Raw genomic sequence first — 12,041 nt, 5'->3', positions numbered from 1 at the left:
CCCCAAAACTGGTTATGAAATAAGCGATTTAAACGGCAATCACCGTCCAGTTTTTTCCCCGATCATCATGATATTTTTCTGTCTGTCTGAGCGATTTATGGCCGAGTAGTTTCTGCGTATCAATTCCCTGAGAATTATAAAGTCGTTCTGATAAAGAGCGCTGTTCATGAAATGTCGGCGCCTTTCCCTCAGGCCATGACATTCCGGTTCTGTCCCTGGCCTTTTTGAATGTCGTGGTAATGGCGCTGGTGGAAACCTGTCCACCTCTGGTTGCCTGTGATGTGCTGTGCCGGAAATGCACCAAATACTTACTGACAACAGCATCCCGACACTTAGCCACAACTTCACGCAGAGAGATGTCCAGCGCTTCACAACGGAGTGACAGCGGGAATGCCACTTTAGCGCCGGTTTTCTCCTGCTCAACGTGGAGCATGTCATCCCAGATATCGCTGAATTTCATTCGGGAGATGTCGCCGATCCGTTGTCCGGTCACGATGGCAGCATCATGGCGCACTGGAGATAAGAGGGATGCTGCTCAGCGGCAGAGTAGATTTCTTTCCACTCATCGAGAGAAAGGCGTTCGCGTATAACCCGGTTCCGCGGCTGGCGGGTAGCCTGTGCCGGGTTATAGCCGGGAGGTTAGGCCCAGCACCCAGCTTTACGAGTTTGAAGGAGCACTGTATGTCATTGACCGCGCCATTATGCCTCAGGCTGGTCAGCCGTTTGTTTTTGAACTTAACGGGGCGTGCGCGGTTGGTAAATTGATGGGTAGTGCGCTAATCACGTTCGATGAAGAATCGATTGAGGGACCAGCACTGGAAGAGGTGATACTATTTGGCGTTGTGACCCACACAATCACGCAGCTATATAATGAGCGGCCGTGACTTATACGCCGGGTTTTTGGTTGCCCTTTGTATAGATCACGTTATTATAAATGGTAACGGATGATGTGACATAAGGGAAGATCATGAGTGATATTGAGTTGGAATCAGCGTTGCTAAAAAACGGCTTCAATGATAAGAACATAAAAGATCTGCAAAAAATAATAAACAGAAGCGAAGGTCGGGAGACTTTATCAACCTTACTGGTCGATTTAAAGAGGCGATTTTATGCTGGTTGCCTTATGTTAATAATAATTTTAATGCCATTGGCTTGTAAAATTACATTTGATATCAGTGGTTCGCTTACTGCATATTTGATAGCATTCGTTTTTGGTTTTTATTGTGTATATCAGATAGTTCCGTTAGTGCTTGCCTGGAAAGCATATCGATTTCTTTCTAAAAGGGGGTAATACCCCCTTCGTTTATTTTTCTTGCTTTATATCTTTGTATGTCAAGCCCATCTGGCCTATTTTTCCAGCAGCAGACACTCCTTTGATAGCAAGTGCTGGCCTACTCATTGAAGATATTTTCCGGAAGTAATCTGAGGGTATATAGTGAAATAATCTCCAGGCTTTAGGCTTCAATGATAATTTTAGTATGCCATAATATGAAGTCCCCAGGTCGACGCCCTGGTAAGCGAGCATTCCTAGTTTACGGTCGAAACCAAAAAATTCAGCCGAATCCATATATGCGTTTTTCATAAACCCAACGGCATCCTTATTTCCTTCTAATTTTGAGATTTTTTCTACTAATGTGCTTGTACCATTCAAAATAAGATGGACGCCGACAACAGTACCAATTACATTCCCCGTGGCTAATGATGCAGCCATAACGCCCGCGCCAGCTACTATCTGAAGCCCACCTAAAATAACTCCAATCCCATCGATCACATATCCAATAATTTTTTCATTGTCGTGATAAAACTTAACTGATGCACTAACTGCGGCACGGCCGGTGCTTAACATCTCGTTTTGGACACCAAGAAAGTGTCGCTCTTGTCTAAGATTGTTCAGACATTCCTGACAAACAGCATCGTTCTTTGCGGACCGTATAGTTTGTATCTGAGAGGATATAAATCTTTGTACCTCATCCATAAAACGCATGCGAGTTATCAAATCCGTCAGGTGCATAGATGAAACAGTGCGTGCAGTCGCTGAAAGCTGACGGGCTTCCAGGTTAGCCATAGTGAGAAAATAATCAGAAAAGCGGTCCTTTGCTAAGTAGTTATCCATAACTCGTCCTTGTGCTGTATGTAAGATGACCAACCGGTCGCCATTGCGGTGCAGAATAAGGAAAGCTATCTGGCCGCCTGTTAACCACCGTTACTATGTGGTTTTCGGTGAGGGATGTAAAGTTAGGGTACAAAATTACAAAAAAATCATTCCCCAAAATTAAAGGCATCTGTTTGTTATTGTAGAGGTTTTATCTTGCATTAAAGTGCAGATGTTAAAGAGTTTTTCCAGTATAAATTTCAATAAAATCAATGCAGTAATACTTGATTACGCAGGTGCTGCTGCGTCACATGGATTGGTTCGAAGCCGCAGACCTGATTGTTAAAGGCATGGAAGGCGCGATTGCTGCCAAAACCGTGACCTATGACTTCAAACGTCTGATGGATGGCGCTAATCTGCTGAAATCTTCCGAGTCTGGCGATGCAATGATCAAGCATATGTAATTTCTTTGCTTTAAAATAAAGCCCGCAATAATGTTAGAATTATGCGGGCTTTTTGTTGTTTAGAATCCTTTGTTTAACGGGCTATTGTTCGGACGACAACCCGAATGAAAACCAGATGGGTAGAAGGGGCTCTATCAATTCCGCATCTTCGCGCAAACACCAGAAACGGCCTCTTTTTGTGCAGGCGGGTTGAAAAAATTGTTCCTGCATTAAGTCGCAAAGCAGACGCTAACGCAATCAGTTGAATCAGGCCACGTATAGTGACCTGAATAAAGAGGGGGCTGAATGTATTACCTGCTTTCATTTGTTAGGGTAAATCACGCATTGAACTCCAGCATTGATGGCTCATGCAATGACCGCCGCTGGTCCGACGAATACCGCTGGGGTCATGCCAGCGACAGGCCGTGGTTATACCTTCACAGAGGGCGCCAGAAACGTCTTCATCTTTATTTTTCGAGAGATTTCTCATATCCAATAATCCGTTTATAGTGAGCCCCCATGGCTCATGAAAATGATTATCAATTCAGATATACGCTGTCAAAAAAAGCTGGAGAAATTATCGTCATTTTTTATGGTTAAACAATGAATTAAGTAAATTTAAGGGCAGGGAATAAAAATTTCTTTTAAGTGATACGAATAAATAAAATGTGAATTGAGTTACAATCATTATAAGTGTTGGTGACATGTCGTATCAAGGGGCAATATTACCGTTTTGGGTTGAAACATAACTAAGGCGTGGAGGTTACCGTCTTTACGCCTTTAACCATTCTGTTGTTAAGGCAGGAACGTCATCTGCAAACCTGAAAGTGGGAAGAGCATTAGCCGGTTCAGGTGAGCCGATATTTTTGCCTGAGCGCCGTATGGCGCGGTTTCTCTGGTGGAAATTCCCCCCAGCCAGAATGCGAATTCAAAAACTGAAGGATTCTTCACATACTGAATGGGGCAAATCAGCCACCAGCACCCCTAAAGAGGAAAGCTATGACCAGCATTCATCACACCAGTACGTTCACTCTTGGCAGCCGCAGCGTAAGACGGCTGGGTTACGGCGCAATGCAACTTGCAGGCCCGGGCGTTTTTGGACCGCCAAAGGATCGGGATGCGGCAGTCGCCGTTCTGCGGGCTGCCATTGCGGCGGGTGTTAATCATATTGATACCAGCGACTTCTATGGTCCCCACGTCACCAACCAGATTATCCGCGAAGCGCTTTCGCCATACCCTGACGATCTCACTCTGGTGACCAAAATCGGGGCCAGACGCTCAGAAACGGGAGACTGGTTGCCCGCCTCATCCCCTGACGCGCTAACCCAGGCGGTTCATGACAACCTGCGCAACCTGGACGTTGAGGTACTGGACGTGGTCAATTTGCGGATCATGTTTGACCGTTCCGGCCCGGCTGAAGGATCGATTGAGGAACAGCTGACAGCATTAATCGCGCTGCAGCAGCAGGGGCTGGTTCGCCATATTGGTCTGAGCAACGTCACGCACGCCCAGGTTGAGGAAGCACGGCAGCTGACGGAGATCGTTTGCGTGCAGAATATGTACAATGTTGCTCATCGTAACGACGATCGGCTTATTGATGAACTGGCACGTGATGGTATTGCCTATGTGCCGTTTTTCCCGCTGGGTGGGTTTTCACCACTACAATCATCAACACTGTCTGAGGTTGCCACTGAACTTGAAGCTACCCCAATGCAGGTGGCTCTCGCATGGTTGCTGCAGCGTTCGCCAAATATCCTGTTGATCCCGGGAACCTCTTCCGTGAAGCATCTGCAGGAAAACCTGGCGGCAGGTGAGCTTGATCTGTCGGCGGAGATCGTCGCTAAGCTGAACGGTATTTCAACAGTTAGCCCCTGAGCCTCGACCGGCGCAGGCATTTCTAAACAGAAAGAACCTGCGCCTGTAATCCGCTATCCGTGCAGTAATTCTCTCCAGAGACACCATCGGACAGATATTCCATTCTGGTATTACAGCATCACTGTATTTACACAATGGCTTCTGTTTTGTCGTGATAACTGGAATAGACATTGATATGCCGCCTGTAAGGCTCCAGTAAAATATCATGATACAAACCATTACAATCCTGGGGGGTATTTTTAATGCCGATTAATTAATATAGCCACGTAAGAAAACGGAGTTCAGGCAATTAAGGATAATGGAATGAAGAAGTTTGTCTGTAGTATCGCGGTTATGTTGATTTCTCTGGCTGCTCATGCGGAAAAGGTTGGGTACAGGGGAGATGTCTTGTATTTTACGGCGGATCCAGCGTCGCATCCTGAAGCAGTACATAACTATCAGGATGGATTGTTAATTATCGATATGGGGAAGGTTGTTGCGGCAGGTGATTATGAGACGCTGAAAACAAAATACGATGTTAAAGAGATCGTTGATTATCGCGGCCGGATAATCACGCCAGGTTTTATTGATACACATGTTCACTACCCGCAAATCAGCATGACAGGTTCTTATGGCGAACAGTTAATCGGCTGTCTAAATGACTACACTTTTCCCACGGAAGAAAAATTCAGCGATAAGCAATATGATTCGCATGTTTCCGACACATTTCTGAAACAACTGATTGATAACGGTACCACTACCGCACTGGTTTTTGCCACCAGTAATCCTGTCTCGGTTGATGCACTTTTCCAGTCTGCGCTGCAGAAAAATATGCGGGTAATTTCAGGAAAAGTACTGATGGATCGCAATGCTCCGGCACCTTTGCTGGACACCCCGGAGACCGCCTACAGCCAGAGCAAGGCACTGATCCTGAAGTGGCAGCATAAGGGGCGTCTGGACTATGCGGTTACGCCACGCTTTGCACCCACCTCAACTGACGCGGAGCTGGCCATAGCCGGTAAATTGCTGAAGGAGTTTCCGGATGTATATCTGCATACCCATCTGGCGGAAAACAATCAGGAAGTCGCCTGGGTGAAAAAGCTGTTTCCGTGGAGCCGCAGTTATCTCGACGTTTATGACCACTATGGGCTGGTCACTGCCAAATCAATTTTTGCTCATGCTATTCATCTTGATGACCAGGATTATGCGGTGGCAGAAGCGAAGCAGGCCAATTTTTCATTCTGCCCGACCTCTAATCTTTTTTTAGGCAGCGGCTTATTTAATTTAGATAAAGCCCGGAAATATCATATCAATGTTGGTCTGGGAACCGATATTGGTGCAGGGACAACTTTTTCGTTGCTTCAGGTAATGGATGAGGCTTATAAAGTTACGCAATTAAGAAAAGCGTATAGCGAGAACCCGCAGGAAGTCACGCCATTATCACCAATGGAAAATTTATATCTCGCCACGCTCGGGGGAGCCAAAGCGCTTTCGCTGGATAAATATATTGGCAGTTTTGAAAACGGGAAAGAAGCTGATTTTGTGGTGCTGAATCCGGCGTCAACAGAATTGCTGAAAATGAGAACGGCGAACAGTAAAAATACTGCTGATGTTATCTTTCCGATAGAAATAATGGGGGATGACCGTACAGTTGAACATACATATATAATGGGAAACAAAGCTAAGTAGCTCAGGCGCTAAGGTGCCCGGCGTTGCAGGATTAACTGGGCGAGTTCGTAGAGTAAATTTTCAATCCTAAGCCTTAACGGAACTGACGTTATTGCCACAAACAGGAGCCCTAAAACAATTAGCATAACCAGCGACCAGATCAGTTTACGACGCATTGCTTATCCTCAGCAGGAACCCCTTGGCCCGATAGTATCAATGGGAAAGCACTTTCATTCAATGGGATATTATTGATTGAAAAGTGTGATGGGGTAAACCTCAGGAGGAAATGTGGTGGGACGAACTCATCCTGAATTACAGAAACGGGAGCGTATGCTCCCGTTTCTGTCTGCCCATCAGGATCTGATAAAGCTAAGCAATTCCTGATTGATAAGATCCTTGTGCGTACTGCACAACCCATGAGAAGCGCCAGCAATAACTTTTACTGTCGGGTCAGGCAGCAGTTTCACCGCCGCCTCGCTGGAAGACGCCGGAGGAACTATCTGGTCGTCATCGCCGTAGATAACCAGAGTGGGAACCGTCATTTTTTTTAAATCCTCACGCTGATCTGTTTCTGAAAAGGCCTGAATGCAGTCGTACAGCGACTTAATTGATCCCTGCATCCCCTGCAGCCAGAAGCTGTCTTTCAGGCCCTGGGAAACTTTTGCCGTGTCGCGGTTGAAACCATAAAATGCCGTAGAGAGCTCTTTAAAGAAGGAGGAGCGATCGTTTTGCACACCCTCGCGGATACCGTCAAAAACCGTTCGCGGGAGTCCACCCGGGTTCCAGTCGGTCTTGATCATAACAGGAGGGACAGCACCAATCAGAACGGCTTTGGCCACGCGAGCGGTGCCGTGACGGCCAATGTAACGGGCAACTTCGCCACCGCCAGTTGAATGTCCGACATGGATCGCTTCGTTGAGATCCAACGCAGCAGTCAGTTCAGCCAGATCGTCGCCGTACTGGTCCATGGTGTTGCCTTGCCAGGGTTGAGAAGAGCGGCCATGCCCACGCCGGTCATGGGCGATGACGCGGTACCCGTTCGACGCGAGAAAAAACATCTGATCTTCAAATGCATCGCCGGACAATGGCCAGCCATGGCTGAACACAACTGGCTGTCCTTCTCCCCAGTCTTTATAGAACAAATGGGTTCCATCTTTCAGTTTCAGATAGCTGCTCGATGACATATTTTCACTCCTTTATTAAGGGCCTGGTCCAGTGGACAAAACTGAATCTGCTTAAAAAGAAAGCAGTTAAAGGCTAGCCCAAAATGGCGGGCCTGTCCCCATTGAATCAGGCTCAGCACGATGTGAATCGGGGAAGTGACCCGGGATAAATTTCAGCGGCAAAAATAATTTTATAAATTTTTCACGCGTACGCATTCCCCAACCTAAAGTATTACCATCAGCTGCTTCAGCTTAGTCAATGCAGTTACGACCCCGGCCCCGGCCGGGGTTTTTTTATTTCTCATCCTGATGGGAAGGGCTGTCGCAAAAAGGAGGCATTATGTCTGGTCATCTTATCGCCGTTAGCAGTAGTGCTGCATCTTCAGCCGGAATTGCGCTGTCCAGCCATCTGGGCGGAGTGAATTTCAGCGTACTTTTTGGCGCTTTTGCTGGCGCTGTTTTTTATGTTGCCGGTGCCGCCGATCTGCGGCTGTGGGTGCGGGCGTCTTACTTCCTTGTCTCAATGATTTTCGGTGTTTTTGGCGCCGGTCTGGCCGGTGCCAAACTGGCTGAAGTTCTGGGTTACAGCGAGAGGCCGCTGGATGGGTTGGGAGCGGTGCTGCTCTCCGCTCTGGCTATCAAAACCTTAACGTTTTTCAACCAGCAGGACCCGGTCGCCTGGCTGGCTCGCTGGAAAGGAGGCTTCAATGGTCACAAATGATCCTCTGGTACTGGTGAATGTCGCCGTCTGTAGCTCCATCGTTTTACGACTGATGTTGTTTCGTAAACCCGGAGCCAGGCATGAGTGGTGGGCGTCATGGCTGGCTTATATGATCGTGCTGTCTTATGCCTCTGTCCCTTTCCGCTATTTCTTTGATCATTATGAACACACCAGCTGGGCGGCAGTAATGATTAATCTGATCATCTGTGCCGCGGTATTCCGCTCAAAAGGCAATGTGGCCCGACTGCTGGCCGTGCTCAGACCATCGGACAGGTAGTATTGCCTCATCATTTTAATCAGTAACTAGCCTACAGAAAGGCCTTGTGAAGAGGAGAAGTTGATATGAGTCAGGGAGTTACGTTGCTTAAATTTGAAGAAGGCTACCGCGATGTCCCCTTTATCGACACGCTGGGTTTTCCGACGGTGGATTGTGGCATCAAAATTAGGCCGAAATTTGCTGTTGCCGATCAGGAAGCACAACTCGCTGGAGTTTTTGCATCACGCAAAATTGCTGTTTAAAACCTGGTCGGCCTGGCTGGCGTCACTCGGGTCTGCAATCAGGCCTGGGTGCAGTCGTTCCCGGACTCTGCCATGCAGGCCTGGCAGATGTTACTACCGGATGTGAAAGCCGTTATCCCGCAAAACGACCTCGGTCTGATCGGGGCTTTTATGGTGGCGATGGCGGTGATGTCACAGTTTGTCCGGCAGAACAGTCTGGCCAATGCCAGACAAAAACTGAATAGCGGAGGGCACCCATAGCCAGCCTTTCGCTGCAAAGAGCCGGCAGGCATCAGCCCGCTGGCAAAACACGTTGTAAACGTAAAGAGGAAATAATCATGACTGATATCACTCAAAATACCGATGCAGCAACCGCTACTGCTCCGCAGGCAGCACCAGAGACCACAACCATTGCACCAGCCACAGCGGCAGTGGATACCACCGTCACTCAACCACAACTGGCATCCGGCCCGGCTCCCGCTACCGCCGCTTATGATTCGCTTCACGCTCAGGTGATGTCGGATCCGGTGGCGGTTAACAGTATTACCCCCATTGCAGCTGTTACTGACTCCAGGTTGACACAGGCTCAGGCCGACCTGGCCGCCGCCAGCAGCACCGGGCAGGCTGGCAGTCTTATCGCCAACGATCCCCTGCTGGATAAGGTGGGCAAACTGCTCAATTTTATTGGTCACGACGTTGGCGAGTTCAGAGAAATTGTCGCGCTGGCCCGGAAGCTGGTCGCGAAATAATTTACAATGAACCAGCCTGACCGTTTGCAGAAACAACTCCTCCGGGCGTCGCTCTGACGCCCTGTCATTCTGGCCCAACCGGGCATCCCATCGTAAATCGCTAAACCACACTGGAGGTAATTATGATCGAAGTGAACGGCCTTGCAGATCTGAGAACCACCTCACCAACCAAAGCGGGAGACATTGCCGCACTCAACGTTACTACGACAAGGACTCTTCCTTCCACGGAGGGGGGATTTTGTCGGTTTACTGGGGACCACCACGCTGGCCGATGACGGAGGTACGATGGCAAAGGGCAGCGGCTTTTACTGGAAGCGCATCATGAGCGACACCGGGCAGGTCAATCTTTATCACTTTGGCGCGAAGGGTGACGACACGGTAATGACCGGCTCGATGAAAGAGGGGGGGGACAGCGGCTATAAGCTGACCACTACCTCAACGACGGATACCTGGTACCGCATCGGTAAATTTGCTTTTCCGAAGGTCAATCCGCAGTGGATGCTGGAAATAGTCAGCAAGCTGTCCACCGCCAATCCGTCAGGAACCGCCGCGAATCCGGGAAGTGTTCCTTGTTTACACCGGATCTGTCAGCGGTCACTGATGAGACCACTATTGGAACAGTGACCCCTAACACACGCTTAAGTTTTCATAATGGATTGGCGGGGAGAGGCGCGCATGAAAACGGCGTAGTTACCATGGCAACGACTGAGGCTGCAACACCTGATGGCACTGCTTGTGCAGGATACATCACCCTCAATATCAACGGGACTGACCGAAAATTCCCTTACTTTAGCTAATCAATTAGCCGAAGCTGAAACCGCCCGAAAAGGCGGTTTTTTTTAAGTCTGAATGAAACTGGCGATTTTTTTAATAAAAAAGGGCTGGCAGTAGACTAAAAACGGTGAAATAGTGCAGTTCTGCGCCCAGGATTAGTCTGTATTTTTGCGAGCAGGGAGCATTTTTGGCTCAGGAAACAGCCTTTTTCGTCAAAAAATCGTAAATATACGCCAAAATGAGGTTACTGAAAAAAACAAGGGTTGAGATGGCAAGACGATGGTCCGTAAAATAGGGCCAAAACTCAAATCAGGAGAATTCTGTGTCAGAAGCTGCGTCCGTTGAACATCAGCCCAATCGACTGGAAGAGGCGAAGAACATTGCCTTAGGTTGGCGCATTGTGGGTCAGATTGAGCCGCAAACGCTGGAAGAGGCGATCCAGATGCTGCGGGACAGCTCAGCCCATGCGGCAAAGGTATACGATCTGCTGTATGCCGAAATAATCCAGAGGGCAAAAGGATAATTTCTGCGGGTCACGCGCTTTTAACCAGACCGGCAGTGCGGGAGAGTGACCACTGTTCCCAACATCTTTGCGGATCGATATCCGTGTATCCCCTGGAGGGATCCAGATTTCGCGCTATGCCGTCCGGCACGGAGATACAGGTAGCGCTGTCGCGGATGGCTTCCACTTCCTGCTGAGTCAGTAAACAGCCTTTACGCTGCTCGGCATTCAGCAGCAGCCCTGCGAGCGAAGGGATGAAAATAATAGCCATAATGATGCTCTCAGTGAGGGGTCTTGTGAACATCTTCGGCGAAGGGCGGTAAAACTTTAGGCAACGAATTCGCTTCCTGGTGCGGAGTGGCAATATTTACGCTCTAACCGGGAATATCAAGCCAGCAAAGCGTTGAGAACTTAAAACTCTTCTGCGACCAGCCACTGGTCCGCTTCATCAAACATCTCTTCAATGATCCGCAGCATCACTGACTTGTCACTCTTACTGGCATCGGTTTTTACCCCGTTGGCCTGCATGGGTTTGACCTTCACTTCGGCATCCGGAAACACGCGCTGGATCCGCTTCTCCAGCTCGTTCAGGATCAGTTCCTGCGCATTGGGCAAACCGGCGACGTTGCGCTTATCGTAAATCAGTTCAACAAACATGTGAGGGGATCCTGGTTGTAAGTGCTGGATAAAAATACAGTTAAATGCGGCAATCTTCAATAACTTTTTATGCTGAACTACACTGGTTAGGGTCTTACAACAAAAGGGAATGCATGATGAAAAACAAACTGATTATGGCGATCATTCTGGCGACGACAGCGCTGCTGGCCGGGTGTTCCAGCGACCATGTGATGCAGATGAAAGATGGCAGTACCGTGGTGGTGCAGGGCAAGCCGCAGGAGGATAAAGCCACCGGCATGGTGATTTACACCGACGAAAACGGTAAGCAGCAGGCGGTTAACCAGGCGGATATCAAAGAGATGAGCAGCCTGAAAAACTGAGACTTCAGGCGGAGTCTGATTGTGTAAACCAGGCGACATGGGCAGAATTGTGTGCCAGGCTTTTTGGCCTGAATGTTAACGAAATCAGAGAGAAAGCCCGGAGAACCCTGCCCATGATTCGCACTCTAGTCACCGGAGGCTTACTGGCCTGCACCTCAATTGCGGCCTGGGGCTCGAACGCCTCGCCGCCAATGCTTAACACCGAGTTCCAGATTACCTGCCCGGGTCGTCCCACCATGACCGTGACCAACGCCCAGTATGGCCTGACCACCGTTATGTGGCCAGGTGATAACTTTCAGATAGCCGCCGGGGACCAGCAGTCCCGTACCGATAACGGCGTGAAAGTGGCGATAACGCTGTTCCGCAATGGCGACCAGATGATCGTCAATAAGTCCGATGACGAAACTTATTTCTCTTACAGTGGCGGCCAGAAGCTGGTGCCCTGCAGCCGCACCAGCGAGAAAGAGAACAGCACGGTAACCCTGCAACGCACCGATGCGTCCGGGAATGTAGAATCCTGATCCTGATTTAAGTGTAATCTGTTTCTGTGCTGATTCTTTCCACAGCTGTGACCCTCTG

The 12,041-nt window shown here is 48.8% G+C and carries 13 protein-coding genes and 5 pseudogenes; 13 read left to right on the top strand and 5 right to left on the bottom strand.

From position 1 onward, the window contains the following. Positions 1 to 28: 28 nt before the first annotated feature. A pseudogene (locus GSQ70_RS13540) lies at positions 29 to 639 on the bottom strand (tyrosine-type recombinase/integrase); the annotation flags it as partial. Between the two features lie 328 nt (positions 640 to 967). Between GSQ70_RS13540 and GSQ70_RS13535 the strand changes: the two are divergent. Further along, a complete protein-coding gene (locus GSQ70_RS13535; protein ID WP_158783023.1) occupies positions 968 to 1,291 on the top strand; it encodes a hypothetical protein in 324 nt (107 codons plus the stop codon). Between the two features lie 12 nt (positions 1,292 to 1,303). Here the strand turns inward: GSQ70_RS13535 and GSQ70_RS13530 are convergent, their stop codons facing one another. Then, on the bottom strand, positions 1,304 to 2,113 hold the full coding sequence (locus GSQ70_RS13530) for a DUF4225 domain-containing protein (protein WP_158783022.1): 810 nt from the start codon (positions 2,111 to 2,113) through the stop codon (positions 1,304 to 1,306). A gap of 278 nt (positions 2,114 to 2,391) precedes the next feature. On the opposite strand from GSQ70_RS13530, the pseudogene GSQ70_RS13525 reads away from it, so the two are divergent. The 3 genes and pseudogenes from GSQ70_RS13525 to guaD form a co-directional block, all read left to right on the top strand. Continuing rightward, positions 2,392 to 2,556 (top strand): annotated as a pseudogene (locus tag GSQ70_RS13525) (NADP-dependent isocitrate dehydrogenase); the annotation flags it as partial. Positions 2,557 to 3,534: 978 nt separating this feature from the next. Continuing rightward, entirely contained in the window at positions 3,535 to 4,410 is an 876-nt protein-coding gene (locus GSQ70_RS13520) for an aldo/keto reductase family oxidoreductase (protein WP_158783020.1), read from the top strand. 333 nt (positions 4,411 to 4,743) lie between these two features. Next, complete coding sequence (gene guaD, locus GSQ70_RS13515; protein WP_158785311.1) at positions 4,744 to 6,078, top strand: guanine deaminase; 1,335 nt, start codon at positions 4,744 to 4,746, stop codon at positions 6,076 to 6,078. Between the two features lie 332 nt (positions 6,079 to 6,410). Here the strand turns inward: guaD and GSQ70_RS13510 are convergent, their stop codons facing one another. Continuing rightward, positions 6,411 to 7,241 (bottom strand): alpha/beta fold hydrolase, encoded by an 831-nt coding sequence (locus GSQ70_RS13510; RefSeq protein WP_158783019.1) that lies wholly within the window; start codon positions 7,239 to 7,241, stop codon positions 6,411 to 6,413. Positions 7,242 to 7,560: 319 nt separating this feature from the next. On the opposite strand from GSQ70_RS13510, the gene GSQ70_RS13505 reads away from it, so the two are divergent. The 7 genes and pseudogenes from GSQ70_RS13505 (at position 7,561) to GSQ70_RS13475 (ending at position 10,485) form a co-directional block, all read left to right on the top strand. After that, complete coding sequence (locus tag GSQ70_RS13505) at positions 7,561 to 7,941, top strand: putative holin (protein WP_158783018.1); 381 nt, start codon at positions 7,561 to 7,563, stop codon at positions 7,939 to 7,941. Next, complete coding sequence (locus GSQ70_RS13500) at positions 7,928 to 8,218, top strand: phage holin family protein (RefSeq protein ID WP_158783017.1); 291 nt, start codon at positions 7,928 to 7,930, stop codon at positions 8,216 to 8,218. Before GSQ70_RS13505 ends, GSQ70_RS13500 begins: the two co-directional genes overlap by 14 nt. A gap of 65 nt (positions 8,219 to 8,283) precedes the next feature. Further along, positions 8,284 to 8,400, top strand: a pseudogene (locus tag GSQ70_RS26020) (lysozyme); the annotation flags it as partial. Further along, positions 8,372 to 8,700 (top strand): annotated as a pseudogene (locus GSQ70_RS13490) (hypothetical protein). The pseudogenes GSQ70_RS26020 and GSQ70_RS13490, both read left to right, overlap by 29 nt. Before the next feature lie 77 nt (positions 8,701 to 8,777). Further along, a complete protein-coding gene (locus GSQ70_RS13485; protein ID WP_158783016.1) occupies positions 8,778 to 9,188 on the top strand; it encodes a hypothetical protein in 411 nt (136 codons plus the stop codon). Between the two features lie 122 nt (positions 9,189 to 9,310). Beyond that, positions 9,311 to 9,560 (top strand): annotated as a pseudogene (locus GSQ70_RS26415) (amylovoran biosynthesis protein AmsF); the annotation flags it as partial. Positions 9,561 to 10,284: 724 nt separating this feature from the next. Then, the gene (locus tag GSQ70_RS13475; RefSeq protein ID WP_158783015.1) at positions 10,285 to 10,485 is read left to right on the top strand and encodes a hypothetical protein; all 201 of its coding nucleotides are present in this window, start codon (positions 10,285 to 10,287) and stop codon (positions 10,483 to 10,485) included. Positions 10,486 to 10,495: 10 nt separating this feature from the next. Here the strand turns inward: GSQ70_RS13475 and GSQ70_RS13470 are convergent, their stop codons facing one another. Together GSQ70_RS13470 and GSQ70_RS13465 are read right to left on the bottom strand one after the other, a co-directional pair. Beyond that, positions 10,496 to 10,735, bottom strand: a complete 240-nt coding sequence (locus tag GSQ70_RS13470; RefSeq protein WP_158783014.1) for a hypothetical protein — start codon at positions 10,733 to 10,735, stop codon at positions 10,496 to 10,498. Positions 10,736 to 10,875: 140 nt separating this feature from the next. Then, the gene (locus GSQ70_RS13465; protein ID WP_158783013.1) at positions 10,876 to 11,121 is read right to left on the bottom strand and encodes a DinI-like family protein; all 246 of its coding nucleotides are present in this window, start codon (positions 11,119 to 11,121) and stop codon (positions 10,876 to 10,878) included. Positions 11,122 to 11,237: 116 nt separating this feature from the next. On the opposite strand from GSQ70_RS13465, the gene GSQ70_RS13460 reads away from it, so the two are divergent. Both GSQ70_RS13460 and GSQ70_RS13455 read left to right on the top strand, forming a co-directional pair. After that, positions 11,238 to 11,462 (top strand): YgdI/YgdR family lipoprotein, encoded by a 225-nt coding sequence (locus tag GSQ70_RS13460; protein ID WP_158785310.1) that lies wholly within the window; start codon positions 11,238 to 11,240, stop codon positions 11,460 to 11,462. Between the two features lie 113 nt (positions 11,463 to 11,575). Continuing rightward, positions 11,576 to 11,983: a hypothetical protein gene (locus GSQ70_RS13455; protein ID WP_158783012.1), complete on the top strand. Its 408-nt coding sequence runs from the start codon at positions 11,576 to 11,578 to the stop codon at positions 11,981 to 11,983. Positions 11,984 to 12,041 lie beyond the last annotated feature (58 nt).

Source organism: Pantoea sp. BAV 3049, assembly GCF_009765445.1.
Taxonomy (GTDB): Bacteria; Pseudomonadota; Gammaproteobacteria; order Enterobacterales; family Enterobacteriaceae; genus Erwinia.
This window is presented reverse-complemented; position numbering and strand designations above follow the sequence as displayed.

What these genes read in the sequence shown, in the direction of transcription:
- GSQ70_RS13470 (WP_158783014.1), bottom strand. Translation starts at nt 10,735, where the DNA reads ATGGCTATTATTTTCATCCCTTCGCTCGCAGGGCTGCTGCTGAATGCC.
- GSQ70_RS13535 (WP_158783023.1), top strand. Translation starts at nt 968, where the DNA reads ATGAGTGATATTGAGTTGGAATCAGCGTTGCTAAAAAACGGCTTCAAT.
- GSQ70_RS13510 (WP_158783019.1), bottom strand. Translation starts at nt 7,241, where the DNA reads ATGTCATCGAGCAGCTATCTGAAACTGAAAGATGGAACCCATTTGTTC.
- GSQ70_RS13465 (WP_158783013.1), bottom strand. Translation starts at nt 11,121, where the DNA reads ATGTTTGTTGAACTGATTTACGATAAGCGCAACGTCGCCGGTTTGCCC.
- guaD (WP_158785311.1), top strand. Translation starts at nt 4,744, where the DNA reads ATGTTGATTTCTCTGGCTGCTCATGCGGAAAAGGTTGGGTACAGGGGA.
- GSQ70_RS13505 (WP_158783018.1), top strand. Translation starts at nt 7,561, where the DNA reads ATGTCTGGTCATCTTATCGCCGTTAGCAGTAGTGCTGCATCTTCAGCC.
- GSQ70_RS13520 (WP_158783020.1), top strand. Translation starts at nt 3,535, where the DNA reads ATGACCAGCATTCATCACACCAGTACGTTCACTCTTGGCAGCCGCAGC.
- GSQ70_RS13485 (WP_158783016.1), top strand. Translation starts at nt 8,778, where the DNA reads ATGACTGATATCACTCAAAATACCGATGCAGCAACCGCTACTGCTCCG.
- GSQ70_RS13455 (WP_158783012.1), top strand. Translation starts at nt 11,576, where the DNA reads ATGATTCGCACTCTAGTCACCGGAGGCTTACTGGCCTGCACCTCAATT.
- GSQ70_RS13460 (WP_158785310.1), top strand. Translation starts at nt 11,238, where the DNA reads ATGAAAAACAAACTGATTATGGCGATCATTCTGGCGACGACAGCGCTG.
- GSQ70_RS13530 (WP_158783022.1), bottom strand. Translation starts at nt 2,113, where the DNA reads ATGGATAACTACTTAGCAAAGGACCGCTTTTCTGATTATTTTCTCACT.
- GSQ70_RS13500 (WP_158783017.1), top strand. Translation starts at nt 7,928, where the DNA reads ATGGTCACAAATGATCCTCTGGTACTGGTGAATGTCGCCGTCTGTAGC.